Origin of the sequence: Breznakia pachnodae, from assembly GCF_030814225.1 — a bacterium.
Classification (GTDB): Bacteria; Bacillota_I; Bacilli_A; order Erysipelotrichales; family Erysipelotrichaceae; genus Breznakia; species Breznakia pachnodae.
Genome location: NZ_JAUSUR010000001.1, coordinates 731864 through 757486 on the forward strand (window position 1 = coordinate 731864; position 25623 = coordinate 757486).

Genomic DNA, 25623 nt, shown 5'->3' on the forward strand with positions numbered 1-25623 from the left:
AATGGAAAACATAAATAAAATAGGGATATGTGCACCAAAAGGTTTCTATGCCAATGGATTGCACTGTGGTATCCGTAAAAACAAAAGCAAAAAAGATTTATCACTAATCTACAGTGATGTAATGTGTACAGCAGCAAGCTGCTATACCCAAAATAAAGTAAAGGGTGCGCCAATCTACGTTACTAAGGAACACTTAGAAGATCATAAAGCTCAGGCAATTATTATCAATAGTGGGAATGCCAATACATGCAATGACAATGGAATAGAAATCGCCAATCAGATGTGTGAACTTAGTGCAACTGCATTAAAACTGAAACCTGAAGATATAATTGTTGCCAGTACCGGAGTAATTGGTGAAAAACTAGATATTACACCCATTCAAAATCATATTGGTGAATTAGTTCAAGGCTTGAATGATAACAATTCTCTGGCTGCTTGCGAAGGAATTATGACAACCGATACAATAGCAAAGCAATTTGATACTGCTTTTGAAATCGATGGTCACACTTGTCACATTGGTGCAATTGCTAAAGGGAGTGGAATGATTCACCCCAATATGGCTACCATGCTTGCCTTTGTAACAAGTGATGTTGCAATCAGTGAAGACATGTTAATCGAAGTACTGCATGAAGTATGTAATGATACCTTCAATATGGTAACCATTGATGGAGATACCTCTACAAACGATATGCTAAGTATCCTTTGTAATGGCAAAGCTGGTAATCCTGAAATTAGAGAAAAGAATGAAAACTATGCAATTTTCAAAAATGCATTATTCAAAATATGTAAAGATTTATCGAAAGCAATCGCCAAAGATGGTGAAGGTGCTACCAAACTCTTAACATGTGCTGTTGTGCATGCAAAGAGTGATAAAGATGCAAAAGCAATTGCCAAGAGTGTTATTGCCAGTTCCCTTGTAAAGAGCGCCATGTTTGGTTGTGATGCCAACTGGGGCAGAATCTTATGTGCAATTGGATACAGTGATGCACAATATGATGAAACAACCATTGATGTTTCTTTTGAAAGTAATGCAGGAAGTATTGCAGTATGCAAAAACTCACAAGGATTACAGGTAGATGAAGAGAAAGCATTAGAAATATTAAAAGCCGATGAAATCATTATTCATGTTGATATGAATAATGGTGAAGAATCTGCAGAAAGCTGGGGCTGTGATCTTACTTATGATTATGTAAAGATCAATGGCGAATACCGGACATAGGGAGAATGAACATGATGAAAGATGCAATCAAGGAAGCAGAGATATTATCTCAAGCCCTTCCTTATATACAAAAGTACAGTCACAAAATCATTGTTGTAAAGTATGGTGGCAATGCCATGAAGAATGAAGAACTAAAACACAATGTAATGACCGATATTGTTTTATTATCAGAAATTGGTATTAAAGTAGTGTTAGTTCATGGTGGTGGTCCATCTATCAACGCAATGTTGGATAAAGTTGGAATCAAACCAAAGTTTATCAATGGGTTGCGTTACACTGATAAAGAAACGATGGATGTGGTGCAAATGGTATTGGCTGGTCAAACCAATAAAGAACTAGTATCCATCTTAAATGGTAAAGGTGCCAAAGCCGTTGGTGTATGTGGAAGTGATGCCAGTTTAATTGTTGCGAAGAAGTACGAAAGTGAAGATGACTTAGGATACGTTGGTCAAGTAGACCAAATTAATCCTTCCCTTATTTATGACTTATTAGATCAGCATTATATACCAGTTATTGCATCAGTAGGATGTGATAGTGAAGGTAATGCATATAATATTAATGCTGATATTGCAGCATCTTCAATTGCTCAAGAATTAGGTGCCGAAAACATGGTATTGGTTAGTGATGTTCCTGGAATCTTAAAGGATCCAAAAGATGAAACAAGTTTATATTCAAATATTTCCAGTGATCAGATTGACGAATTGATCGAAAGCGATTATATTAGTGGTGGGATGATTCCTAAAGTAAACTGTATTAAAACAGCTTTAGCTGGAGGTGTGAAGAAGTCTTGTATCATTGATGGAAGAATACCACATTCCCTATTAATTGAGATTCTTTCAAAGCAAGGAATAGGAACGCTCTTCACCAGGAAGGAAACACTATGAACAATACAATTAAAATGAAAGATGCGCTTTACATTGCAAACACTTATAATCGTTATCCATTGTATGCAAAGTATGGAAACGGTTGTTTAATCATCGATGATGAAGGAAAAGAGTATATTGATTTCACTAGTGGAATTGGGGTAACAGGACTGGGACACAGCTTTGAACCTTGGGTTGAAGCTACGACAAAACAATTAAAAGATTTAGAACACATATCAAATTTGTTCTACACAAAACCTGCAGTGGAAGTTGCAGAAAAGTTGTGTAAGAAAACCGATATGAAACGTGTCTTCTTTGCAAATTCAGGAGCAGAAGCAAATGAAGGCGCAATCAAAGTAGCACGTAAATATGCGTATGATCTTTATAGGGGAGATCGCAGTGAGATTATTACGTTAAAGAATTCATTTCATGGAAGAACGCTTGCAGCACTAACTGCTACAGGACAAGATAGCTTCCATCAAAACTTTGGACCTTTTGTAGATGGATTCCAATACGCTGAAGCAGATAACTTTGAAGACTTAAAGAATAAAATATCAAATAAGACACTTGCCATTATGGTGGAAATTGTACAAGGTGAAGGTGGAGTTGTTCCTTTAGCCAAAACGTACTTGGATGCCATCCAAGATATTTGTGATCATCAGGATATCTTACTTATCGTTGATGAAGTACAAACTGGGATAGGACGTTGTGGTTCCTTCTTTGCTTATATGCAATATGGATTACACCCTGATATCGTAACTTGTGCAAAAGGACTAGGAAATGGATTACCAATAGCGGCTATCCTATTAGGAGATAAATGTGCAGATACATTAGAGTTTGGTGATCATGGTACTACGTATGGTGGTAATCCTGTTGCCTGTGCTGGTGCAAGTGTAGTAATGGATTATATGAATGACAAACTATACGCTCATGTAAACCAAATGGGAAACTTGTTAACAACAAAACTCTCAGCTATGAAATATGTAAAAGATGTAAGTGGACTAGGATTAATGTTAGGGATTGAAATTGATGAATCAATTAACCCAAGAGATGTTGTAATGGAGTGTATGGATAAAGGTATCTTAATCCTTACTGCTAAAAACAAATTACGTTTATTACCTCCACTTGTTATAAATGAAGAAGAAATAGAAAAAGGATTAAATGTATTAGAAGAAGTTCTAATAAAACTAGGAGATAATTAATGAAACATTTATTAAAGATGAGTGATCTTAGTAAGGAAGAACTATATGAACTTTTAGATTTAGCTGATCAGTTAAAAAAAGAAGTAAAAAATGGTGAGTTCAAACCTTACTTAAAAAATAAAACGCTTGGATTGATTTTTCAGAAATCAAGTACAAGAACAAGAGTATCCTTTGAAGTAGGAATGCAACAGTTAGGAGGGTATCCCCTATTCTTAAATGCTAATGATATGCAAATTGGTAGAGGAGAACCAATCAAAGATACAGCCCGTGTATTATCTAGATATCTAGATGGAATCATGATTCGTACTTATGGACAAGATGAAGTAGATGATTTTGCGAAATATGGAAGTATTCCTATTATTAATGGTCTTACAGAATATGCACATCCTTGTCAGATTTTAGCTGACCTAATGACCATCCGTGAAATCAAAGGAAAACTGGAAGGTTTAAAGATGTGTTATATTGGTGACGGAAACAATATGGCGAATTCACTGATTGTTGGTGCACTAACTGCTGGTATGAGTATTAGTGTTGCCACTCCTAAGGGATATGAGCCTGCTGAGGACGTGATTAAAGAAGCAAGTAAGAATCCAGGATTCGAATTAGTTAATGACCCTGAGGTAGCTGCAAAGAACGCTGATGTAGTTGTGACTGATGTTTGGGCAAGTATGGGTGATGAAAGCCAGGCAGAAGAACGTATGAAAGTATTCCAAGGAACTTATCAGGTAAATGATAAGATTATGGAATTAGCAAATACTAATGCAATGGTTCTACACTGTTTACCTGCACATCGTGAAGAAGAAATTACTGAAAAAGTATTTGAAGCACACGCAGATGAAATTTTTGAAGAAGCAGAAAATCGTTTACATGCTCAAAAGGCAGTATTGGTTAAATTATTAGGATAAATGAAAAGATTGCTCGAAAGCAATCTTTTCTTATGGAAAAATTATTCTTAATAGACCTCACCATATATTAGGGTATGGATGTGAACCGATAAAAATAGCAATTCAGTATCTGATAATGCAAATGCATATTTGTTTTTAATAAATTCACTTATTTCGCAAGCACTTTCATATGCTATACGATACTTCTTCTTAAATGTAGGAATCCAGTCCTCTACACTACTTCTGTCTTTTTGATTTCTAATAATTCTAAATGATAAATACTTTACATGTTCAATGAAACTATGTACAGATATATTATTCATATCCATATTAAACATAAAACGATATTTCACTAACTTAATCATTTCCAATGTTAATGTTAGCATTGTTAATACCTCTGATGTAGATATTCCAAACTCTGCAGCAATAAGCAATATCGCAATATCACATGCATGATAAGAATTTAATTCTGTATCATATTTATTATTTATATCAGTTGTAATATATTTTGCTGCTGTAAATTCTTGACTAAATAAGGTGCCAACATTATAAAGAAGAACCTGATTCACCTGCGCTTTCGTCTGGTCACTCATTGCATTTATTAAGTATTGAGGTAACGTAATATGAATAGAGTTGTCTAAATTACTCGCTATACACTGTTTTGCATGTGATACATATTTTCTTGTTAACTCTCCATAGTTTATATCTCTTGTTGTATATTGTGTTGTAAAAGAATTTCTTAGTTCTGTCTGTTTCATCTGACACACTCCTTTCTTTGCTTTTCTTTCTAACTATATTGTAAAGTGTCTAGCAACTTGACAGTCAAGCATTATTAAAATAAAATTAAAATAGAGGTAAACTTATGGAAACTTTTGATAAAGAGAATTATCTTTCGACAGGCGCATTTGCGAAAGCAGCTGGGATAAAAAGAAAACACTTGATCTATTATGATGAAATTGGATTATTTTCTCCTGAAGTAATTTTAGATAATGGATATCGTTATTATTATCATCGACAGTTATATACATTAAATATGATTTTAACCCTTAGAGAAATTGGTATGCCTTTAGAAGAAATAAAGGACTTTACCAAGAATCGTTCACCTGAAAAAACAATTTCTACTTTCGAGCGACAAGGAGAAAAAATTCAGGTGGAGATTGACAAATTAACACAAATAAAAGATATGATGAATATGCAGGTCGATAATATAAAATTAAGTCAAAAAGTAAAGATAGGAGTAATCAAAGTACTCGAATTTGATGAAGAACCAATTTTTTTAAGCCCTGCTTACTCAACTAAGAAGAAAATAGTATCACTTTCAAAAACAATTTCTAAGTTTTATCAATATGCCTCTTCTCAAGGGTATGAAGCTACTTTCCCTTGGGGAATCCGTGTTGATAGTGAATACTTTAATCAAATTCTTTCTAATAATGAATCCCCAAGATTTTATTATTGTGTCCCTAAATCCGATAATTATAAACCAGCTGGTACATATATAACAATATATTCTTACAGTGCTTATAAGGATCGTTTCAAAATTTATAAAAGTCTTTTGGATTATGCAAAGAAACATAACTACAAAACAGGTCAATATTTTTATGAGGATTGTTTGCTAAATGAGATTTCAGTAGAACGCCCTGATGACTATATTATTCGAATATCAATCAAAATTGAAGATGACAATATTTAGTACTTAGTCACGTTAAAATGTTCTTTTTACTTTTTTAATTTCAGCCCATAAATAAGGGCTTATTTCACATTGAAATATTTTTTTTGGAAATTAACAAAAAGTGCTTGACTATTAGTTATGCATTTGATAAAATTACCAATGTACCTGTCAAAAAGGTATGGTTGTGGCCCGTTGGTGAAGCGGCTTAACACACCGCCCTTTCACGGCGGCATTCACGGGTTCGAATCCCGTACGGGTCACCATTTAATAAATGAAACCAAACAATATGTTTGGTTTTTTTTATGACAATTTATTGACAGGAAAATGCATATAACGTAATAATAAAACTAAGAGGCAACCACTAGTTGACAAAACTCCAACTACAGATGGTGGTCGTGCTACTATGAATATTGTTAGAATGACATCATCAATAGATGGAGGAATTAATTATGAATATTTCAGATAGAATACAAGCATTAAGAAAAGCAAAAGGAATTTCACAAGAAGAATTGGCAGATCAAATTGGTGTATCGCGTCAGGCGGTATCAAAATGGGAAAGTGAACAGAGTATCCCAGATATTGATAAGATTATTATTTTAAGTGAATACTTTGAAGTTACTACAGATTATCTGTTGAAAGGAATTGAAGAAGTAAAGAGTGATAATAAAAATGCACAATCCAATGCCTATATCTTTGTCATTGTAGCTACCGTGTTTAATTTCATTGGTTTGATTTTTGGTTGTGCTACCTGGTATGAAGATCAGACACCAATGGCGATTGTAATTGGGCTTATTATTATGGCAGTAGGTTGTTTGGCATATGGGGTAGGTTCAATCAACTCTACTCCTCAGACCAGAAAACCAGCAAATCAGCATTTTTGGTTAATTAATATATGGTTACTTAGTTTTATGCCTGTGTTCTTTCTTTATAATATGATGTTCTCAGGTACTTCTGCTCCCTATCCTATACTCATGGCTTCAGTTACATCAGTAGTAATACCTGGTTTTATTTATCTTATTATTTGTATTGCAGTAATCCTTAAGGTAAAAAGCAAAAAGATGAAGTAGACTTATGCACTTGCATAGGTCTTTTTTTCTATGTTAGACAATTATCTAATTTATGTTTGACTTATATCTAACATGATGTTAGAATACAATCAGAGGTAAACATCATGGAACAAACTATTAATCGAAAAACATTATTTCAGACACAGAAACAATATACTAAATATATGGCTGCCAATCTGATCAATCGCTTTGGTGATTCATTAGATGCAATAGCTACATCGTGGTTAATCTATCAGGTTACTGGAGATGCAAGTATGTCTGCTATCACTTTGGTATTCAATTATCTTCCTACCATCTTATTTACGCCATTCTTAGGTGCATTAGTAGAGAAACTCAATAAGAAATATGTAATGAGTATTGTCGACTTCCTACGTGGCTGTATCGTCCTCTTCTATGCCTTTGGTTATGTAAATGGGCTATTAAATGCACCAATAATTCTTGCATTAACTTTTACCATTTCTACGATTGAAGCATTTGGAGAACCTGCTGTTTCAAGTTTCATTCCATCAATTCTGGAAGAAGAATATTATGAAATTGGTATTGGTACCAACCGTTCTTTATGTGGTGTAATGGAACTGATTGGTGCTGGATGTGCAGGGTTTATTGTATCCTTCTTTGGAATTCTGGGTGCTTTCCTAGTTGATGCTGCAACATTCTTATTAGCTTCTTTTATTAAATTAACAATTAAATATAAAGATAAATCCAATGGAACTACTCAAAACGAAGCTTATCTTACATTATTAAAAGATGGATTTAAATATTTAAGAAAATCTAAAGTGTTAGTATTCTTCTGTTGTGTTGCTGTTATCCTGAACTCTCTATTAGTTCCTTATAATGCATTTATAGCAGCCTATATTTCAGAATACTTAAACAACAATGCATCTTACCTTTCAATCTTTTCTGTCAGTATATCAATTGGTGCAATACTAGGTGGTTATATATATCCATTTGTTGCCAAGAAGTTATCTATACCTGCACAACTTTCAATGGCAGCAGTTGCATCAGCAGTTGCTTATATAGCTATATATTTGTTTCCAATACTGTCCATACCTACGTTTGTTGGTGTTGGTATTATTGTCGCCTCCCTGTTATTTTTGGGAATGTCAATTGGAGTTGCCAGTTCAGCACTTAGTGTTACATTTATGAAACAAATCGAACATGAGTATCTTGCTCGTACATCTGCAATCTTCTCATCTGCAGCAATCTTCGGAATGCCATTTACATCGTTCTTACTATCAATCCTAATTCGATTTACTGGTATATTATATGTATTTTTAATCTTTGCTATCTTCTGTGTATTTATTTTTGTTATACTAAAGAGGAACAAAACGATAGATTAGGAGATCATTATGATTACAATTAATTCAGATATAAGAATAGAATATGAAATTACCACTTACTTAAATCGCAAATTACTAAATGAGCGATTAACTACTGTAGATAAAAAATATGTGGAAATTGCAGATAAAATTGTTCAGTCCTATAAAACACTGGAGTCTTGCTATCTAAACGTATATGAAAAATATAAAGAATTATTTGATTTACTCACATATGTCAGTGAAGATAACACATGGGTTGGCCATTCGTTTTTCTTTATTCTTACATCTGATCAAACGAAACATTCAGATAAAGAGAAATTTAAAATTACCATTAAAGAAGATCTTGATGGTGCCAATACTCCTTATTTTGATCATAACTCCGCAGTTAGTGATAAAGAATTTTATGAGTTGCTAAATCACAGTGAAATTGATAAAAGCGAGAAATGGAATCTATCACTTCTTTATCAGAACTTTGATTACTATATGTCATTATTTCAATCAGCGTTAAAAGAACTTAGCGTACCCTTTTCTAAAGAACTAAAAAAATACAAGAAGGAAATTGAATATTTCGTAAGTGATTGGAAGAAACAACTTCAAGGACCAAGCGCTAACACTTATATAAGGGATCGCTTCCACCTAGATATCGCAAACGATGTAACAAGTGATTATAATTTATATCCTAGTATCTTTGGACAAAACTCAATTACGTATACAGAATATTCTTTATACTTTGGAATTATCTTTGATTCATCATTTGAGTTCAGCGAAGAAATAAATGAAGATAGCTTAATTCGTTATCTTCGTCTGTTGAGCGACCCAAGTAAGTTCACAATTATAAAAGCATTATTAAAGCAACCGATGTATGGTAAGGAACTGGCTGAGATACTAAATCTAACACCTGCTACTATCTCTCATCATATGACTGATTTATCTTCAGGTGGATTGATTCATTTCGTCCAAGGAAAGAACAAAAGAATCTACTATCACGTTGATGAAGACATGATGTCACAGCTTGAAGATGCAATGCATTCTCAGCTATTCAGCAAGCTCAAAACAAAGTAATCTTAAAAAAGATTACTTTTTATATTGACAATAATATTATATGACGTATAATATTGTATGAGAGGAGTGTGATGATATGGTATTCCAACTTGGATCATCTCTGTTAGATGCTTGTGTCCTTTCTATACTACGTAAAGAAGATGCTTATGGTTATAAGCTCACACAAGAAGTAAAACAGATTATGGATGTATCAGAGTCAACTTTATATCCCGTCTTACGCCGGCTAACCAAAGATGGATATTTAAAGACATATGACCAACAACACGAAGGTAGAAACCGTCGTTACTATACTTTAACTGATTTAGGACAAGAACAATATTATTTATACTTAGAAGCTTGGAGTGAATTTTCCAAGCGAATAAATTCAATTATGAAGGGAGAGACTAGTCATGAAGGAAATGAGTAAAAAAGAATACATTGCTGATTTATCTTACCATCTGCGTGATTTACAAAGAGAAGAATTTGAAGATGCAATTCATTATGTAGAAGAATATTTTGAGGAAGCTGGAGAAGACAATGCTTCACAAGTTATTGAAGAATTAGGGCCTCCAAACAAACTTGCTGCAACGATTCGTGCTGAATCAACAATCAAGAACAATCAACAGCAACAAGAAAGAAGAAGAAAAAGAGAAGATGCAAACAACAGAGAGGATTACGTTCCTCGTTCAGGAAAACGTGATTTAAAATCATTATGGATTATCATTTTAGGAATCTTTGCCTTACCAATTGCCTTACCATTGGCTCTGGCAGCATTCTTAATCGTATTTGTATTTTTCTTAGTAATATTCTGTTTGATTATTGCTGGAATCTGTTGCATGATTGCACTTATTATTTTCTCAGTACCTGCGTTTGTAAGCAGTCTGGCATTAATGAGTACAAGTTATGCAAGTGGACTTGTTGGATTAGGAATTAGTTTTATCAGTTTAGGAGCAGGTTTATTAATCCTTACTGCACTAATCCTAGCAATCCGTACATTTATCCCATGGGCAGTACATTGCCTGTCTGGACTGTTCCAAAGATTCAGTCGCAGAAAATCATATTCAGTATAGAAAGGAGAACATGATGAGAAAAAGAAAACCAACATTTATATTAGTAATCGTGGCTTGTGTCTTTCTAGTTCTAGGAATTGGAATCCTATCTGTCGGAGTTGTTCAAGGAGGAAATGTACACTTCAAACAACAACGTTTTGGACCAGTTAGCACTGTAGTATTCACGGATAAGAAAGCAAGTAAAAATAATGACACTTATACATCAGACAATAAAGTAACTTCAATTGAACTTGATGCGGATCTAGGAGATATCACATTTGAAAAAGGTGATGAATTCTCAGTAGAATTTAAAAACTTTGATGATGGTGAAGTGAGTTTTAAAGATGACAATGGAGATATCACCATTGATACAGGAGTAAAATCAATCAGTATATCGTTAGCTGGTTTTGATAATGCAGATCGCAGAATCATTGTTACGGTACCTGAAAGTTGTAAAGAAATCGAAATTGATGCAAACCTTGGTAGTGTAAAATTAAGCAACCTTACATTAGATAAATTAGATGTAAAAGTTGACCTTGGTAGTATTGATGCTACTGGTATTAATATTAGAAAAGGTGATTTTAACCTTAACTTAGGCGATTTAGATTTCGAAGGTAATGTTAGTGAAGAATTAAAAGCAGATGCAGACTTAGGAAGCATTGATATACTACTAAATAAAACAAGATCAGACTATAGTTATGATTTAAAAACTGATTTAGGTAATGTATCTATTGAAGGATCAAGTCACCATGAATATAAAGATTCAAATGGATCTAAACCATTAATTAAAGGAAAAGCCAGTCTTGGTGATATTGATATTGATTTCAAATAAAAATTCAGTGATTATACAGTTATAGTCACAACCAAAGATATTTAATTTATATATGATATAATTTAAATAGTCGAATCATAGTACATCTATGTCCAGGGCTATTGTGGAAGGAGGTGTACTATGAAGAAAAGCATAGTATTGGTAGTTTTATTTACATTACTATTCAGTAGTGGCTGCTCATCTAATGATGACACAGCAAAATCAAACCAAGATGATAATACAGTTAATACTTCATCACAACAAGAAACTAAAAGTGATGAATCCAAAGCAGATGACACTGTAACTACATCTTCCCTATCTCAACTTCAGTATGATTATGTTATCAATACATTTGAAGAGTATGGATATACTCCACCAAGTAGTGATAATTGGATCATTAAACATGAAGGAGATAAAAAGATTGCCATTATTATCAAAGAAAAAGATGGCAATCAATACAATGTAAATAAGTTGATTTTCTTATGGGAGAATGACGAAGCTCAACTTCTGTTAGTGAAAATTAATAATCAGGTTATGCATGGAAATGAATAATCTAAGAAAACTCAATCAAAAAACGATTGAGTTTTTTATACATTAAGTGATATTTATCCAATAGATAACAACTTTCATATAGTTTGTTTCCACTCCCCATGATATAATTTAGAGGAAAGAGGTATCACAAAAAGATAACAGCATATAAGCTTTTTAGTTTTTGTGACAGGAATAAGAAAGGATAAAAAATGGGGATCAAAGACAAACTAAACAAAACGCTTAGCAGCACTTTAGACAAAGGGGAAGACCTTTTGAAAAAAAGTAAGGACAAGTTAGGCAAGGACGATGATGAAGAGGAAGTAGAAGAATTAAAGCCAAAGACAGTTGTAGGTACAAAATCATGTGTAGGATGTGGAGCACCAGTTCCCTTAGATTCTCCTGCATGTCCATATTGTACAACCGCAAATGCCAACTACATTGGTGAAAACACTTCTAGTAGTACAAATAGCAATTCACAGCAAGATAACAGCACTATGAGTCACGAGGAACTAAAAGGACCGCGTTGCCCATACTGTGGAAATCCTTATATTGTCAAGAAAAAGAGGAGTGCGGCAAAACATACTGCAGCTGCCATGATGACAGGTGGACTCAGTCTTGTTACACTTGCAGCTCCAAATAAAAAATATAAATGTCCATCATGTAATAAAACATTCAAGCTGTAACAAAACAAGCCCAAATCACCTAATTGATTTGGGTTTTATAATACTTACTTTTACGTTCCATAGAATCTACTCTCTACAAGCAAGAGTATTAAGCCACAAAGTACCTTTTCATATAGTGTTATTTTATCTAATTACATAGTTTCACATTCCTCTTAAAATATTCTTATTAGTTCTCCAAATAAAAATCTAATCAAAGACATAAGCTGATATATGGTATAATTTAAATGATTTTATTTTAATAACTTAACTATAATTTGTTGTAGTTAAAATAAGAAGGGGATAACATATGAACACTGTAGTAAAAAAAAGTAAACTATTATTAATATCTGCAATTATCGGTGCAGCTTATATGATTTATATTATTGCATACTTTGCAGGAGCAACAACTGAAAGTATTGGTGGTGCACTGGCAACTGCACTTGTATTACCGCATATGGCAGCTGTAATCATTGCTGTATTCTTTAATGTTCTTGGATATATAATGAATAATCGATGGCTTGCATTAGCAAGTGGAATTTTCTATATTGTTTCACTTATCTTAATGCCTATCTATTTTATGTTCGTAATTATTGAAGCAATCCTAAGTTTTATTGCTTTCGCAAAGATAAAGAAAGAACCTGAAATAAGGATACGAAGAGAATCTTATTTAAATGACAGAGATGCAATTGTTACAACAACCAAGAAAGAAGTTACGCAAGAAATAAAACCCGAGCCAATTCCAGTTGTTACAAAAGCAAAAGTTGAAATGAAAGCCACTCCTAGTTCAAAACAAACAACTTTAAAGTTTGATGTGAATAAACTGGCAAACTTAGTTATTATATTTTCAGCAATTGCTCTATTGTTTGGATTCGGTGTTCTAATATACGTTTTAATAAAATAGCAATCAAAAAGTATTGATCTAATTTTAAATCAATACTTTTTTTACGACTAAATTGTATATATGTATTCGCAAATCTTCTCATTATCTGCACTTGTGATATCTTCATTCAATAATTTAAATCCACATTTCTCTAATACTTTACGTGATCCAATATTATCAGCATTACATATTCCATAAATACTTTGAATTTTTAACTCATTCATAATAAAAGGTAAGAACACATTTAATGCTTCTGTCGCATATCCTTTACCTGTATATTTTTCGGCTATATGATATCCTATTTCATATTTTCCATCATCAATTGGAACCGCTTGAATATATCCAATGTTTTCACCACTATTTAAAACAATTGGATAAACTTGTGGAACATCATTGTTTCCATAGTTACTCATAAAGTATTCAACAACTTCCCTAGCCTCTTCAATTGTCTCAAAATACTCATCTGGTATAAATCGTTTTGTATTCTCATCATGTGAATTATGATAAACACTCTCAACCATATCACTACTAAACTTAACTATTTTTAAACGTTCACTCTGAACTTTTATACTATTCATATATTAACTCCTTAATCTATATAGATTTCCATATAACTAACAATTCTTTTACTATCATAATCATATTGTACTTCTACTGCAGGATTATAATATTTTTCATTATAATATACCATTAGTAACCCATTTGGTTCTGCCTTAGCATTTATAATACAACATTTAGGAAAATCAACTTGTTTTCCTTTTGTATAGATAAACTTATCTGCATGCCTAATTCCATAGTAATCAAGTGCTTCAATTACTTTACTTATACTAACTTCCCTTTTTGTATTACTTTGCATAACTTTCATTGCTTCATCAACACTGACGTTTGCTAACATTGCAACACACGCATGATAACCACAAGCATCAGCTGGTGTCTTAATATAATTTATACTATCTATTTTCCTTATAGGTTTTTCTTTATTATAAGGACTATTTGCAGTAATTCGACTTAACTTATCAATAATTTCAAACTGAACATATAAATCATTTCTTCTTTCTAATTTCTTTATTATTGTTTTTGTAATTGGGATATAGTATTTACCGTCTCCCTTAGGAACTAACTTACACTCAAAAGAAACATTTTCAACCATTACTGATACAGAAATCATTCCTTTCTGATTGCATGTATCCCAAACGTTAAATGGTATTTCAATAAATGTTCGATTACCTGATTCTAATAATCCTGATGTAAATGAATATGGCATAATTACTTCCCCTTAATATAATATCTAAAGTATAGCATAAAAAAAGAACCATATCTTTAAGATATAGTTCGTCTCTTTCTATATGGTGCGTTCAATCATACTATGGTCGAACTTCACTTATACAAGTTAATATATATCAAGTACTAACTTTATATAGATATAATACCATACTTTATGTGAAATTACAATAGTTTTATGGCAAAAAATATATTAATGTTTAATAAACATCGTATTTTACTTTAAAAAATCACTTAATAGATTATTAATCATTTCTATTTTAGTCCTCATATTATTTTGCATAACCATTATTTCATTAATTGAACCATTGACTGATTCCATTATTTCCTTTTGCTCACTTTTTGATATATTTGGTATTCTTAAGAGTTCTAGATCATTAGTACCAAAATTATCTCGAACTGACCCAGAAGCTAGCACTTGTATTTGATATTTCATAAACGGTGTTTTTAGTAATTGTACTAAATATTTAATATCAATATCAACATTTCTCAACACTACATAAGCTGGGCTTGTAATCAAACTCTCATCATCAGAATCAATCCATATTATTGAACCAGTATTAATTCTATAAGGATTAAAAACAATATCATTTTTATATAGCCTTTGTGGTAATCCAGATCGTGTAGACAAAATATCATCTACAGTTTTTTCTTCTATTTCTGTGACAGTACCATTTAGTGTTTTCACTACAGATACATATTTGTATACCTTTTCTACATTATTATTTAATTCTTTCTCTGTTAACTTAATTCTTTGCGTATTATTTTCGCTAATATCTAAACTAACAAATGAAGAAAGCAACGTAGTTGTTTCTTTTTTAAAGAAATAGTAGGTAGGATCAATTCTTAAAGGAACATGATCAAAATCAATTCTCAAAAATTTAACCATTGATTTTTTCCAATTCTCACTTTTTTCTATATCGCCATATTCAATAGAAGCATATTCTAAAGGATCTGCAACTATTGTTTCAAAATCATTATTCTTTAATTTATTAGCAATAATTTGAAAATCGCTTCCTTCATATCCTCTTTTGATTATTTTTCCTGAAGGTTCATACCCTATCTGATTAACTGAAGCGAAATTTATTGTCATAACATGATTTTTATTAATCCACGTCCTTTTATCAGACAATATAATTTCTTTTTGTCTATCACTTGTATTTTTGTATGCTACTAGCACCACCGTATTAATAGTATCTACTCCAGACATTACAAAACTATGTTTTGGCAACTTTACAATTGTATCAATTGTGAAATGACTTAAAATGAAATCTCTTGTTGCTGAAGTTTTATTACTAAAAATCCCCTCAGGCAATACAATTAGTAATCTTCCCCCAGGTTTTAGTAATTTCCATGCTCTTTCAACAAATAAATTTTCTGTTTTCACTTTTGAGAATTTAATTTCACCGTTCTTATCGCGTCGTTTTTTAGACAAAGTATACCTTGATAATACTTTTTGATCCTCCTCTGTTGATCCAAAAGGAGGATTAGCTAATATAACATTAACACCTGAATTAGGATCATCATTATTATACTCACTTGCTAAATAGGGATCCCCATTAAAATCGCTAACATCTAAACCATTACCATGTTGGATTTGTTTTCCATCACCCCATAATAACATATTCATCTTTGCAGTTCTTACCGCCCTTGGCTCTGCATCAATACCAAATATTTGTGTTTTTGCAATTTCCTCTAGTTCTTCCCTTGTTTTACCTAGAGCATCTATAAAAACTTTAGGTAAGGTATCAATAAGTTTCATTTTTTCTTCAAATGCTTTTATCAAAAACCCCCCAGACCCAGACGCAAAATCAAGAACTTTATCATTTAATGAAATTTCGGCTCTTTCTATCATAAAGTCGACTACTGCACGAGGTGTGAAAAATTGTCCTAATCCTTTACCTCTTAATTGACTAGGTAAAAATTCCTCAAATGCCCTACCTTTTATATCAGTCAAAGAATCTTTTAAATCAAAATCTTTATTTAAAATATCCAACACTGTAATAAGCGCTTTTGGAGTTAACCCAATTTTAGTGTTTATAGCAAAAATACCTGGATAATAACTACTCACTTTTTCTTGAAACCATTTATCAACAAACTCAGATTGGGCTTTTATTACTCCCATAGCTTTAATTCTCTCAATAGTTAACTGTTCATCATCAGATAAACTATCATTAATAATTTTAATAAACAATACTTTACTAAACTCATCAAATGCAGATGAGGGATCTAATTTATCTATCGATCTAATTTTCGTATGAATTACTCTAAATGTTCTTCTATAATCAACTATTTTTGGACTATCCGTTTCTACTTCATCAGATATTTTCATATTATCTACAATATTTTTTTCAACCGAATCAATAATTTCTATTAACTCACTATATCCTGTCGTTTCTAATTCATCAACCTTTTTATCTAAAAGTATATGTTTCTTATTCCCTTCTTGATAGAATCTTACTATTATTCTATCTGCATTAGTAAGAATAGAAATGGGAGTCTCTAATTGAAAAGCATATGAATCAATCTGACCAAAGTATTGCTCTAATGTAACATTTGGAGATTTTGAATCAATTACAATTAAATTCTCATTTGAATCACTTTTGATTACAACATCTGCTTCCTTAGTTAAAACACTCCTTCCCTGATGAATTTTTATTGGTACATGAAAACTAACTCTATCACTCGGTATAGAAAGTATTTCTTTTATTAAATGTGAATATACAAACTTTGTTTCAACTTCTGCTTCATTTCTATAATTTGACATATACACCTCTCTAGATTATTAGCACATCTTTCATAATTATATATAACTTCACAAAATAAAACAACCTCTCTTGAGCCATTCTTCCCAACATACGGTCTAAGTTACTATTAACTTTTTGTAACATTCACTAGCCTCACTCTAAATAATTATAATAATGACTAATTTCTTTTAAATTCCACAAAAAAAGCATCTTTCTAAAGATGCTTAATATTATACATATTTCGTTCCCCTAAATCCTGTATTAGTATCATGTCCAATTATTTTAGAAATCCTTCCATTACTATCAAAATAAACTTCATAAGTATCATGTAATTTTGAATTATTCATAGGCACTAACATTTGAACATATCTTCCCATATCCTTATAAATAATTTTGTCCTCATCTTGGATTGCGTCATATTTTAACATATCCAAAATTGAAAGTTTTGCATTCCTCACATCATAATAACCCATACTAAACACCTCCTTTTACTTATATTTTTATAATATAAATCCTTATTTATTATGTCAATTAATCATTTATGATAATTCATCTTTCTTTCTTAATAAACTATCACAAAGTTGTGGATGCACTTCTATCACCTCAACATTATATTCATTAAATTTTTTTCTAATTCAATCAATATATCTTCTCTGCGAGTTAATCTATCTTTATGTAATACTATTAATTTATTTATATTACCTTTTTCTATTTCAGCTAACAATGTATTCAACGCTTTACCGTCTAAACCTTTACCACTTACACCATTATCAATAAAATGAATTACTTTTCCATCATTGTGCAAGTTATCAATCATATATGAATTAATCAAATTTGATTGATAATTTAAGTTATCAATATCTTCATTTATACTACTTCTTAAATAAACTGCTACATTTTTCATTTTCCCTTTTCCTCCTTCAATTCTATTTTCAATGGGATTTTCAAATCTAAATCTACCGTTATATCTTTAACTTTATTATTAATTAATTTTTTCTTCTTGTCAAAACTAAACTGATTAAACTTAATTTCATATTCAGTTATGAATGTACTGTATTCTGCTTTCTTCTTTTTATAATCATCTTCATACCTCATCATCATAGATATATATGTATCACCACTTATTTTACCTGACACATAAAAATTATACATATTTTCTTTTAATTCTTCTATAGAATTAAGTTCATTCTGATATTCTTTAATTATAATATCCTTTTCTGTATTCTTTCTATATTTAGCAATTTTATCCAATGTATAATCAATCAATATACTTTCATTAATACGCTTTTTACATTTTGGACAATAATAATATAAATACGTAACACATTCACCTGAATTTATTTTATTAGTTGATTTTTGTTCGCATAAATCACCACAATTACAATAAATCTTGTTTTTAAATAGATAATCATTAATCGCTACTTTACTTCTACGTGATATGATTTTGTTAACTTTATTAAAAAATTCTAAATCAATTATTGCATCTATATTAATTTCATATTCATCACTTTTAAGTGTCATAATACCACAATAGATTTTATTATGTAATATATTCCTAATTTGATATTCTGTATATGTTTTTTTAATTGTTTTCATATATTCTAACTCATTAACCATCAATGCAATTTCCAAAAATGAATAGTTATCATATGCCAAATTAAAAATATATTCAATAACTTCACTTTCTTCCTCATGTATTTTAAGACCTTTTTTCACAAAATCTTTTTTTCTTCCATTGATCATAATAACTTCTTTTTCACTATAACGAACGTAGCCAAATGGTGGTTTCCCACCTTTTATATAATTACCTAATCTCGCACCTGCTGACAAAGCCTCATTTGTTCGCTCACTATTTGTATCTTGCTCCCACTCTGCAATAGATATAATAACATTACATACCATTCTTCCTGTTGCAGTATTGGTATCAAAATTTTCACTCATAGAAACAAACGACACATCATACTTTTTAAATAACACTAGCATTTCATGTAATGACGTTAACCGTCTAACTAATCTATCCAATTTATAAACAATAACACATTTTATCTTACCTGCCTTAATATCTTTAATTAATTCTCTCATCTTGGGTCTTTTCAAATTCTTCGCACTAGCTCCAAACTCTTGATATAAGACAGTTTCACCTTTCATCTCATATAATTCTATATAATTATTTATGCGTCTCTCTTGCTCTTCTAAGTTATAACCGTCCTGTGCCTGTCGCTTTGTACTTTCTCTACAATACTTTGCAATTTTTCTTTCATCAGCGTTTAATTTTTGAACTCCATCATTTACTAACATAATATATTCCCCCTGTTCCAATTCAAAAAAAAGAAGAATTATTTTATAAATTCTTCTAGTTCACTAATCATAGTTTTTACTTCTTTTTCTACTAAATCATTTACTTTTATTATAGTTTCCAATGATATAGTATTTTGCCCTCCTAAGAACTTATACCATGAACCTAAATCTACTCCATGAGATTTAATAATTCTAGACATTTTAAACCACATAGGCGCTGATTTAAATTTTTGTCTATACTTATCTCTTTCTTCAATCTCTGATATCGATAGTCTACTTTTTACATTCACTTTCTTCTCCTTTCTCTATAAATTTAATTATAATGGTTTATTTTTCTTTGAATAGAACAACTTTATATGGTATTCCATACTTCATTAGTTATTTAATTGAATGATCATATACAATTTAAATCAATCAATTTTCATAAACTTTTGATACAAGCAATCACCTACATACTTACTATTAAACTCAAATTGAAACAATGGATTACCCAGACTTTCATATTTTAAGAACCGGTCAAATTCATTATCATTCAAAAATAATTCTTCTGGTTTCTTTAACTTTTGGCTAGGGAAATAGAAACGTTCGCCTTTGCCGATATAATCATCTTTCAATGTCTTTTCAATATACTTCGTTACGTAATTAACAATATCATGAGCCGTTTTGATTTCATTAATATAAATATATCCATGCCCCCACAACTCCTCAAGCTCCTCTTTATCAATTCTAGGAAGATTAAAGCATACAATATGCAAGTGTAATCTTTTTGTAGCATTTTCACCACGTTCAATTACTGCAAGATATTCATACTTATCACCATACTTGCGTTTAAACTTCTTATTGAAGTATTGGAAATCATCAATAACCTTTTTACGTTCTGGTGGCTCTCCTTTAAATGTTAAAGTTAAAAACTTATCACGTTCAGGATATTGTCCTGCATTCGCTTGTATAATCCGTGTTATCTTACGTTTAGCAGCTAAGATGTTCGATACCCTACGCTTATATGTTTCAGTATCTACAGTAACCTTTTCAACTTCTGTAACAATTTCACTATCACCATTTTTTAAAATGGTATCTTCCAATTCGCATAAATCTTTCTCATCTTGAATATCCTCAAATGGCAATTTCTTATAAAGTACTTCACGATAGGCGTAAACTTCTGTTATATCACCTGAACGTATCACCTTAAATGCATAGTCTTTATACCTTTGTATATTCATGTTTTCACCTCATTTGTCCATAAAGTTAGCTAATATAATCAAGTAAAGGGAATCGCACTCACAGAGTGCGATTGCGACTTGCTGATAATTTGAGATTATCGCAGTCGCACTCAGTCATTGCTTTCCTCTTTTGGATCATGTTGCTTTTCTTTTTGCCCACTGTCTATGACACTTGTATATAGTGGAAATGCTAGCATCTTTGGTTTCTCTTCATTTGTATACCACGCTTTCCCCTTTGTGAGCGGCTTTATAGAACTGTCATTGAATATCATATGATAACTTTCACTACTGGCTTTACCAATTACCATCTTAAACATGAAATTATCACGTGCTAAACCACCTATAAACTGTGCATCTGCCCTTTGCATAGTCACAACTAGGTTACACCCTAAAGCACCACCTATAAGCGTTATATCAAGTATTAGAGCTTGTAACTTCTCTCTTTGTTTCTTTTCAAACTGCTGCGTCAACAAAATGTATTCATCTAAAAATAGGAACTTAGGCATCATATCTTCTGTATGCTTATAGTTGTTCACTCCTCTTGCTAGCAGCTCTTCTTTTCGCCACATCATTTCACTATGAAAGTTACGTACTAAATTTAATATATTTTCATTATTATCAGGATTTGTAACATCATTATCAATATAATTTCTAAATTGATGCTTACATAATGCATAGTCAACTCCTTTACCATCACACATATCAATTTCAAAACCTGCACTCAATAAGCCATTTAAGAGATAATACATCATGGTTGTTTTACCGTTCTGTGTTGGTCCAATTAGGAGCATATGAGGAGCATCTGAAAACACCCAATAAACTAAGTCAAATATATCTGTTCCTACTGTTACACGGAATCTATCTGCGTCATAAGTCATTTCCGGTATAATCTGCATTGCAATTGAAAACATTCCATGAGCAGCATCCATATGTAGTTGTGTTGTAAGATATGTATGTAAGCCAACCATTTCACGAAATTGCTCATAATCATTTTCAACAGCCTTTTTGTAAAAACGATACTTTATGTCAACACGGTTTTTTTCAATTTTATAATACACTTTTAATGTTTCTCTTTTCTGATTGTCTTTTTCGGCAAAATATCCTGCAAACTCTCTAACTAAATTAACATTAGACAATGCAATCATATAACGATCATATCCATCATTCTTTTGTATCAAACTTTTAACTTTATAAATAATAATTGATGGCAGCTTACTTATGTAGAAAAAAGGTTTAGGTGAATAAAAATTTGGAACTTGTTTATACCTCTTTTTCATCTTGATACCCTCTTAAGTCTTTTAACACTTTTTCTGCATCTTTAATATCGTTTTCCAATACTTTCTTACTTTCTTTTATAGTTTCAATCTCATCTTTTAACTTATCCAATTGAGTTTGTTGTTTTTTCTGCTCTTCCTTACTTAAAGCATTAATTTTATCAATACTTTCCTGTTTAGTAGCAATGCTATCTTCTACCGTTTGCAGCTGCGCCTTATAATCATCAATTTCTTTTTGCTTATCTTCTAGCATTTTTAAATAGTCTTTACCTTTTTCATTCATATCAACACTTTTACATTCTCTATAATCAATATAAATTGATTGAGTAATTGTGTTTTCCTGATGTATATCAATACGAACATAATAAAAATCATCTGGAACACGAATACGAATCATCTTACTTTGCTCTTTTATAACTTCGCTATCATCTTTATTAGATTTATAGCCACTAATAACCTCATAAGGAAGTTCATATTCATCACTTGCATACGGTATATAAGTTAATTTCATTTCCTTTTTATCTGTCATAATTTCTTCTGTTAGCAGCACTTCTATCAAATGTTCATTTTCATCATAATAAACATTTTTTTCGAACTTTACTTTATACAGATTATATGTTAATTCACTTCCTAACCCTCTATGCATTTTTGCCCTACTATCAGGCAACCATATCTTACTAGTAGCAAATGTTATTATTATAACTACTGCTAAAAAAACTCCAACAATTAATTTTTTATTATATCCATCTTTTAAAACAATATAACGTTCATCACGTCTAAATTTCTCAAACATCTTTTAATTCTCCTTTCATGAGCTGTATTTTATAATTCTTCAATACTAATGTACTTCCTAACAACTCATCAAAAACATACAGATCACCATTATTTAAAAGTTCTAGAAATATTACTTCTTGAACATTACTAAACTCATTTTTAACAATTATTACATCACCTTTTCTCAATAATGATTGTATATTATCCGACACATTATCAACATCATACACAGAAAATGCTATCGTATCAGTATCCCCCAATCGCACTGCCCATATCTGATGCCTTAATATACTTCTCACTTTATAAAATTGATTATTAAAACGTATATAATCATTAATAGAAATTTCTTTCTTAACTTCTTTCGCTACTGGTTCATCTATAATTTCTAGACCCATTTCATTTATAAATTCTTTTGCTTTTTCTTTTTTAAACTGCTCTTTATCATAGGTACTCAATTCGTTAGTATCTAATAAACTCAATTGTTTACTCATTTTTCACCTCTTTTAGTTTTATTCAATGTATTACAACCTGCAGCAATTTTCCTGGTTGCTGGAAGATTTCTTGTATTACAAATCAGGAATTGTATTACACGTTTATCAATACATGTACTTGATCAATTAATCCTTTTCATTTTTTTGTAATACATTATCTAAATCTTTAGCACAGTATAATGCAGAATTTACACTATTCTCAATACGTTTCAAATTACTTAATATCTCCTTATATTTCACTATTTCTTTTTTTAATTCTTCTAACTCTTTTTTTGTACTACTAACTTCTTTATCCATTTCTTCTTTATGATAATAAAATCTATATATCATATTACTTAAACAATTATTAAAACTATTATTATAGTAACTACCAAAATTACTCTGAATGAACTCAACTTCTTCACTTGTAAACCTACAACTCTTTTGTACTGTTTTCCAACTACCTAATTGACCACTCATAAAATCACCTCATCTCTTTGCATCATTACCAATCTGTAAACAATGCTTGTGTTCTATCTAATATCTTTGTTGTTAATAAAACAACATCGTCTTTTAATAAATAGTAATCCTTTAGCATATCTACTACCTGAACTTTCAAAATTCTTTTGCTATATCCTTTTTTCTTATCCCATTCATGAAGATATAAAATATCGCCAATATTATAATCACGATCGTTATATCTTAATTCCCAACTTTTACGACCACTTAATTGTTGCTCAAAAAAATATGGTGCTATTTTTAAATTATGTTCTTTTACCTCATTCATCACAGTCCTTGAAATCTCTTTGATAATCTTTGTATTGTTCTTTCGTACAATAAACAATAAATTTAATTTGTTTCTCATTTATTAATATAATTTCGAACTCCATTACATAATGACTATCCATTTCAGCAACATTTACAAATATTTCTTTAATATCTAATGCTTCATCATTACGACTTGCAATACGTTTATATTCATCTTTTGTGAAGCCTTTAAATATTTCATCTAAAAAATAACTACTCACTGCAATACTGTAAAATGTAACCATATCGCATTTCTTTTCTTCTGTAGTTAAATTATTAAAAATACCAAATGTAACACTGCTAATTAACGGTCGTGTATACTCTAATATCGTTAATACCAATATTTTTCCATCTAATTTATATTTTTTCATTTTATTTACCTCTTTTTTTTCTTTCTTCCTTTTAAATTTTCGTGCTATCATACTATTAAGGAAGGAACGATTAACATTATGGCGACAGACTTAGAAATAGTGAATGAAATAAATAAGTTAAAAATGCAATTAACTCAAGAAGATATTAGCTTTCTTCTTAAAGATAGAAATCTTTACTCTCGCCTTTCTTATTATCTATATGAATATTATTGGTATTTGAATAATCCAACAAATGATTCTACAAATTGGAGACTTGCAATAAATAAAGACATTCATCATCTTACTGCACTGGATCAACTAAAATATTATCTTTCACTGAAGAAGTAATTATTTACTTCTTTTTTTATCATCACTAATCATTTTCATACGCAACAAGATACCTTTCCAATTCTTTGTATTCTTTTTCTTTCAGACATTCTTGAATAAAAACAGTATTACCATTTTTAAACTTTATTTCATAATCCATACAATAAGAATCTTCATACTTCTTAACAAACACAATCATTTCCAAAACATTATCAGATATATTAATTGCTATCATCTGAACTTTTGCTAAATGCAAATAAAAAGTTTTACCAACAAATTTATATTTTTTTATCTCATCATTGTGAATCTCATTTTTTTCATTTCTATCAATTGATACTGCTCTATAGCTTGTTAATGATGGTCCAAACAAAAAATCATATTTCTTTCTATCAGTTTTTTTCAACCATTTTTTATATAAATATTTATCTAAACTTTCTAATATTATAGAAATACAAATTAACATCAGCAGTAAATAAGTCATGCTTTCATCTAATGTACCCGTTCCTGTTATATCCTCAAAAATCCCAACTACAACAAATATAGATTCAAATGTTAAAAGTGGAACCGTTACTACTTTTAATACTGTTTCTTTAAATCCCTTTCCTTGTAAGATTGATAAACTTATAATTATAACCATAAAAAATGTAGACCATGGTATCAAAACTTCGATTAGATCATTCATTGCAATCCCCATTTCTATAATATGAAATAGACCACGAATACTAACCTTTAATACTAGACAACTTATTATAAATTTTATTGCTGCAATTCCAACAAATAAAATATCACCTAAAATATCATATTTTAATATCCTCTTCCCTATTTTTAACAAAATTGTCTTTATTTTTATTAATTTCTCTTTCATCGTTTTTACCTCT

General features: G+C 30.8%; 31 protein-coding genes and 1 tRNA gene. 16 read left to right on the forward strand and 16 right to left on the reverse strand.

Features of this window, described 5'->3' with window-relative positions; genetic code table 11:
* Position 1 precedes the first annotated feature (1 nt).
* The 4 genes from argJ to argF are packed head-to-tail and all read left to right on the forward strand — an operon-like array spanning position 2 to position 4189.
* Positions 2-1219: a bifunctional ornithine acetyltransferase/N-acetylglutamate synthase gene (gene argJ / locus J2S15_RS03420; protein WP_307405500.1), complete on the forward strand. Its 1218-nt coding sequence runs from the start codon at positions 2-4 to the stop codon at positions 1217-1219.
* Positions 1220-1230: 11 nt separating this feature from the next.
* Complete coding sequence (argB, locus tag J2S15_RS03425; protein ID WP_307405502.1) at positions 1231-2103, forward strand: acetylglutamate kinase; 873 nt, start codon at positions 1231-1233, stop codon at positions 2101-2103.
* Positions 2100-3284, forward strand: coding sequence for an aspartate aminotransferase family protein (locus tag J2S15_RS03430; RefSeq protein ID WP_307405504.1), 1185 nt, complete (start codon positions 2100-2102; stop codon positions 3282-3284). Before argB ends, J2S15_RS03430 begins: the two co-directional genes overlap by 4 nt.
* Positions 3284-4189: an ornithine carbamoyltransferase gene (argF, locus tag J2S15_RS03435; RefSeq protein WP_307405507.1), complete on the forward strand. Its 906-nt coding sequence runs from the start codon at positions 3284-3286 to the stop codon at positions 4187-4189. Before J2S15_RS03430 ends, argF begins: the two co-directional genes overlap by 1 nt.
* Positions 4190-4236: 47 nt before the next feature.
* On the opposite strand, the gene J2S15_RS03440 is transcribed toward argF, so the two are convergent.
* On the reverse strand, positions 4237-4926 hold the full coding sequence (locus J2S15_RS03440) for a PRD domain-containing protein (RefSeq protein ID WP_307405509.1): 690 nt from the start codon (positions 4924-4926) through the stop codon (positions 4237-4239).
* Between the two features lie 104 nt (positions 4927-5030).
* Between J2S15_RS03440 and J2S15_RS03445 the strand changes: the two genes are divergently transcribed.
* The 11 genes from J2S15_RS03445 (at position 5031) to J2S15_RS03495 (ending at position 13218) form a co-directional block, all read left to right on the forward strand.
* The gene (locus J2S15_RS03445) at positions 5031-5858 is read left to right on the forward strand and encodes a MerR family transcriptional regulator (RefSeq protein ID WP_307405510.1); all 828 of its coding nucleotides are present in this window, start codon (positions 5031-5033) and stop codon (positions 5856-5858) included.
* A gap of 165 nt (positions 5859-6023) precedes the next feature.
* Positions 6024-6100: transfer RNA gene (locus J2S15_RS03450), tRNA-Glu, on the forward strand.
* Positions 6101-6286: 186 nt separating this feature from the next.
* Positions 6287-6904, forward strand: a complete 618-nt coding sequence (locus tag J2S15_RS03455) for a helix-turn-helix domain-containing protein (protein ID WP_307405511.1) — start codon at positions 6287-6289, stop codon at positions 6902-6904.
* A gap of 104 nt (positions 6905-7008) precedes the next feature.
* Positions 7009-8244: an MFS transporter gene (locus tag J2S15_RS03460; RefSeq protein WP_307405512.1), complete on the forward strand. Its 1236-nt coding sequence runs from the start codon at positions 7009-7011 to the stop codon at positions 8242-8244.
* A 9-nt stretch (positions 8245-8253) separates the two neighbouring features.
* A complete protein-coding gene (locus J2S15_RS03465; protein ID WP_307405513.1) occupies positions 8254-9285 on the forward strand; it encodes an ArsR/SmtB family transcription factor in 1032 nt (343 codons plus the stop codon).
* Between the two features lie 76 nt (positions 9286-9361).
* On the forward strand, positions 9362-9691 hold the full coding sequence (locus J2S15_RS03470; protein WP_307405514.1) for a PadR family transcriptional regulator: 330 nt from the start codon (positions 9362-9364) through the stop codon (positions 9689-9691).
* Positions 9675-10334 carry a DUF1700 domain-containing protein gene (locus tag J2S15_RS03475; protein ID WP_307405516.1) on the forward strand — a complete coding sequence of 220 codons (660 nt, stop codon included), beginning with the start codon at positions 9675-9677 and terminating at the stop codon, positions 10332-10334. Before J2S15_RS03470 ends, J2S15_RS03475 begins: the two co-directional genes overlap by 17 nt.
* Positions 10335-10347: 13 nt before the next feature.
* On the forward strand, positions 10348-11145 hold the full coding sequence (locus J2S15_RS03480; protein WP_307405518.1) for a DUF4097 family beta strand repeat-containing protein: 798 nt from the start codon (positions 10348-10350) through the stop codon (positions 11143-11145).
* 120 nt (positions 11146-11265) lie between these two features.
* The gene (locus J2S15_RS03485; RefSeq protein WP_307405520.1) at positions 11266-11676 is read left to right on the forward strand and encodes a hypothetical protein; all 411 of its coding nucleotides are present in this window, start codon (positions 11266-11268) and stop codon (positions 11674-11676) included.
* 251 nt (positions 11677-11927) lie between these two features.
* Positions 11928-12338: a hypothetical protein gene (locus J2S15_RS03490; RefSeq protein WP_307405522.1), complete on the forward strand. Its 411-nt coding sequence runs from the start codon at positions 11928-11930 to the stop codon at positions 12336-12338.
* Between the two features lie 286 nt (positions 12339-12624).
* Positions 12625-13218, forward strand: a complete 594-nt coding sequence (locus tag J2S15_RS03495) for a hypothetical protein (protein ID WP_307405524.1) — start codon at positions 12625-12627, stop codon at positions 13216-13218.
* 47 nt (positions 13219-13265) lie between these two features.
* Here J2S15_RS03495 and J2S15_RS03500 read toward each other — a convergent pair whose 3' ends face one another.
* The 14 genes from J2S15_RS03500 to J2S15_RS03565 all read right to left on the reverse strand — a co-directional run bounded on the left by J2S15_RS03500 (position 13266) and on the right by J2S15_RS03565 (position 24439).
* Entirely contained in the window at positions 13266-13775 is a 510-nt protein-coding gene (locus J2S15_RS03500; protein WP_307405525.1) for a GNAT family N-acetyltransferase, read from the reverse strand.
* Positions 13776-13786: 11 nt separating this feature from the next.
* Positions 13787-14461: a DUF1905 domain-containing protein gene (locus J2S15_RS03505; protein ID WP_307405527.1), complete on the reverse strand. Its 675-nt coding sequence runs from the start codon at positions 14459-14461 to the stop codon at positions 13787-13789.
* A 234-nt stretch (positions 14462-14695) separates the two neighbouring features.
* On the reverse strand, positions 14696-17245 hold the full coding sequence (locus J2S15_RS03510; protein WP_307405529.1) for an N-6 DNA methylase: 2550 nt from the start codon (positions 17243-17245) through the stop codon (positions 14696-14698).
* Positions 17246-17455: 210 nt separating this feature from the next.
* Entirely contained in the window at positions 17456-17698 is a 243-nt protein-coding gene (locus tag J2S15_RS03515) for a hypothetical protein (RefSeq protein ID WP_307405531.1), read from the reverse strand.
* Positions 17699-17823: 125 nt separating this feature from the next.
* A complete protein-coding gene (locus J2S15_RS03520) occupies positions 17824-18129 on the reverse strand; it encodes a recombinase family protein (RefSeq protein WP_307405533.1) in 306 nt (101 codons plus the stop codon).
* Complete coding sequence (locus J2S15_RS03525; protein ID WP_307405535.1) at positions 18126-19523, reverse strand: recombinase family protein; 1398 nt, start codon at positions 19521-19523, stop codon at positions 18126-18128. Before J2S15_RS03525 ends, J2S15_RS03520 begins: the two co-directional genes overlap by 4 nt.
* Before the next feature lie 38 nt (positions 19524-19561).
* Complete coding sequence (locus J2S15_RS03530; protein ID WP_307405536.1) at positions 19562-19813, reverse strand: hypothetical protein; 252 nt, start codon at positions 19811-19813, stop codon at positions 19562-19564.
* A 120-nt stretch (positions 19814-19933) separates the two neighbouring features.
* Positions 19934-20743, reverse strand: coding sequence for a rolling circle replication-associated protein (locus J2S15_RS03535; protein ID WP_307405537.1), 810 nt, complete (start codon positions 20741-20743; stop codon positions 19934-19936).
* Positions 20744-20853: 110 nt separating this feature from the next.
* A complete protein-coding gene (locus J2S15_RS03540) occupies positions 20854-22020 on the reverse strand; it encodes a P-loop NTPase family protein (protein ID WP_307405538.1) in 1167 nt (388 codons plus the stop codon).
* Complete coding sequence (locus J2S15_RS03545; RefSeq protein WP_307405539.1) at positions 22004-22810, reverse strand: coiled-coil domain-containing protein; 807 nt, start codon at positions 22808-22810, stop codon at positions 22004-22006. Before J2S15_RS03545 ends, J2S15_RS03540 begins: the two co-directional genes overlap by 17 nt.
* The gene (locus J2S15_RS03550; RefSeq protein WP_307405540.1) at positions 22803-23282 is read right to left on the reverse strand and encodes a hypothetical protein; all 480 of its coding nucleotides are present in this window, start codon (positions 23280-23282) and stop codon (positions 22803-22805) included. Before J2S15_RS03550 ends, J2S15_RS03545 begins: the two co-directional genes overlap by 8 nt.
* Positions 23283-23408: 126 nt before the next feature.
* Positions 23409-23741 carry a hypothetical protein gene (locus J2S15_RS03555; RefSeq protein ID WP_307405541.1) on the reverse strand — a complete coding sequence of 111 codons (333 nt, stop codon included), beginning with the start codon at positions 23739-23741 and terminating at the stop codon, positions 23409-23411.
* Positions 23742-23766: 25 nt separating this feature from the next.
* Positions 23767-24048, reverse strand: a complete 282-nt coding sequence (locus J2S15_RS03560) for a DUF3850 domain-containing protein (RefSeq protein ID WP_307406401.1) — start codon at positions 24046-24048, stop codon at positions 23767-23769.
* On the reverse strand, positions 24041-24439 hold the full coding sequence (locus J2S15_RS03565; RefSeq protein ID WP_307405543.1) for a hypothetical protein: 399 nt from the start codon (positions 24437-24439) through the stop codon (positions 24041-24043). Before J2S15_RS03565 ends, J2S15_RS03560 begins: the two co-directional genes overlap by 8 nt.
* A 78-nt stretch (positions 24440-24517) precedes the next feature.
* Between J2S15_RS03565 and J2S15_RS03570 the strand changes: the two genes are divergently transcribed.
* Positions 24518-24766 carry a hypothetical protein gene (locus tag J2S15_RS03570; protein ID WP_307405545.1) on the forward strand — a complete coding sequence of 83 codons (249 nt, stop codon included), beginning with the start codon at positions 24518-24520 and terminating at the stop codon, positions 24764-24766.
* Positions 24767-24791: 25 nt separating this feature from the next.
* Here the strand turns inward: J2S15_RS03570 and J2S15_RS03575 are convergent, their stop codons facing one another.
* The gene (locus tag J2S15_RS03575; RefSeq protein ID WP_307405546.1) at positions 24792-25610 is read right to left on the reverse strand and encodes a hypothetical protein; all 819 of its coding nucleotides are present in this window, start codon (positions 25608-25610) and stop codon (positions 24792-24794) included.
* Positions 25611-25623: the final 13 nt, after the last annotated feature.

Bases quoted from the DNA above. Each gene is read 5' to 3' on its own strand.
- argJ (WP_307405500.1), top strand. From the start codon at position 2: ATGGAAAACATAAATAAAATAGGGATATGTGCACCAAAAGGTTTCTAT.
- argB (WP_307405502.1), top strand. From the start codon at position 1,231: ATGATGAAAGATGCAATCAAGGAAGCAGAGATATTATCTCAAGCCCTT.
- J2S15_RS03430 (WP_307405504.1), top strand. From the start codon at position 2,100: ATGAACAATACAATTAAAATGAAAGATGCGCTTTACATTGCAAACACT.
- argF (WP_307405507.1), top strand. From the start codon at position 3,284: ATGAAACATTTATTAAAGATGAGTGATCTTAGTAAGGAAGAACTATAT.
- J2S15_RS03440 (WP_307405509.1), bottom strand. From the start codon at position 4,926: ATGAAACAGACAGAACTAAGAAATTCTTTTACAACACAATATACAACA.
- J2S15_RS03445 (WP_307405510.1), top strand. From the start codon at position 5,031: ATGGAAACTTTTGATAAAGAGAATTATCTTTCGACAGGCGCATTTGCG.
- J2S15_RS03455 (WP_307405511.1), top strand. From the start codon at position 6,287: ATGAATATTTCAGATAGAATACAAGCATTAAGAAAAGCAAAAGGAATT.
- J2S15_RS03460 (WP_307405512.1), top strand. From the start codon at position 7,009: ATGGAACAAACTATTAATCGAAAAACATTATTTCAGACACAGAAACAA.
- J2S15_RS03465 (WP_307405513.1), top strand. From the start codon at position 8,254: ATGATTACAATTAATTCAGATATAAGAATAGAATATGAAATTACCACT.
- J2S15_RS03470 (WP_307405514.1), top strand. From the start codon at position 9,362: ATGGTATTCCAACTTGGATCATCTCTGTTAGATGCTTGTGTCCTTTCT.
- J2S15_RS03475 (WP_307405516.1), top strand. From the start codon at position 9,675: ATGAAGGAAATGAGTAAAAAAGAATACATTGCTGATTTATCTTACCAT.
- J2S15_RS03480 (WP_307405518.1), top strand. From the start codon at position 10,348: ATGAGAAAAAGAAAACCAACATTTATATTAGTAATCGTGGCTTGTGTC.
- J2S15_RS03485 (WP_307405520.1), top strand. From the start codon at position 11,266: ATGAAGAAAAGCATAGTATTGGTAGTTTTATTTACATTACTATTCAGT.
- J2S15_RS03495 (WP_307405524.1), top strand. From the start codon at position 12,625: ATGAACACTGTAGTAAAAAAAAGTAAACTATTATTAATATCTGCAATT.
- J2S15_RS03500 (WP_307405525.1), bottom strand. From the start codon at position 13,775: ATGAATAGTATAAAAGTTCAGAGTGAACGTTTAAAAATAGTTAAGTTT.
- J2S15_RS03505 (WP_307405527.1), bottom strand. From the start codon at position 14,461: ATGCCATATTCATTTACATCAGGATTATTAGAATCAGGTAATCGAACA.
- J2S15_RS03510 (WP_307405529.1), bottom strand. From the start codon at position 17,245: ATGTCAAATTATAGAAATGAAGCAGAAGTTGAAACAAAGTTTGTATAT.
- J2S15_RS03515 (WP_307405531.1), bottom strand. From the start codon at position 17,698: ATGGGTTATTATGATGTGAGGAATGCAAAACTTTCAATTTTGGATATG.
- J2S15_RS03520 (WP_307405533.1), bottom strand. From the start codon at position 18,129: ATGAAAAATGTAGCAGTTTATTTAAGAAGTAGTATAAATGAAGATATT.
- J2S15_RS03525 (WP_307405535.1), bottom strand. From the start codon at position 19,523: ATGTTAGTAAATGATGGAGTTCAAAAATTAAACGCTGATGAAAGAAAA.
- J2S15_RS03535 (WP_307405537.1), bottom strand. From the start codon at position 20,743: ATGAATATACAAAGGTATAAAGACTATGCATTTAAGGTGATACGTTCA.
- J2S15_RS03540 (WP_307405538.1), bottom strand. From the start codon at position 22,020: ATGAAAAAGAGGTATAAACAAGTTCCAAATTTTTATTCACCTAAACCT.
- J2S15_RS03545 (WP_307405539.1), bottom strand. From the start codon at position 22,810: ATGTTTGAGAAATTTAGACGTGATGAACGTTATATTGTTTTAAAAGAT.
- J2S15_RS03550 (WP_307405540.1), bottom strand. From the start codon at position 23,282: ATGAGTAAACAATTGAGTTTATTAGATACTAACGAATTGAGTACCTAT.
- J2S15_RS03555 (WP_307405541.1), bottom strand. From the start codon at position 23,741: ATGAGTGGTCAATTAGGTAGTTGGAAAACAGTACAAAAGAGTTGTAGG.
- J2S15_RS03560 (WP_307406401.1), bottom strand. From the start codon at position 24,048: ATGAATGAGGTAAAAGAACATAATTTAAAAATAGCACCATATTTTTTT.
- J2S15_RS03565 (WP_307405543.1), bottom strand. From the start codon at position 24,439: ATGAAAAAATATAAATTAGATGGAAAAATATTGGTATTAACGATATTA.
- J2S15_RS03570 (WP_307405545.1), top strand. From the start codon at position 24,518: ATGGCGACAGACTTAGAAATAGTGAATGAAATAAATAAGTTAAAAATG.
- J2S15_RS03575 (WP_307405546.1), bottom strand. From the start codon at position 25,610: ATGAAAGAGAAATTAATAAAAATAAAGACAATTTTGTTAAAAATAGGG.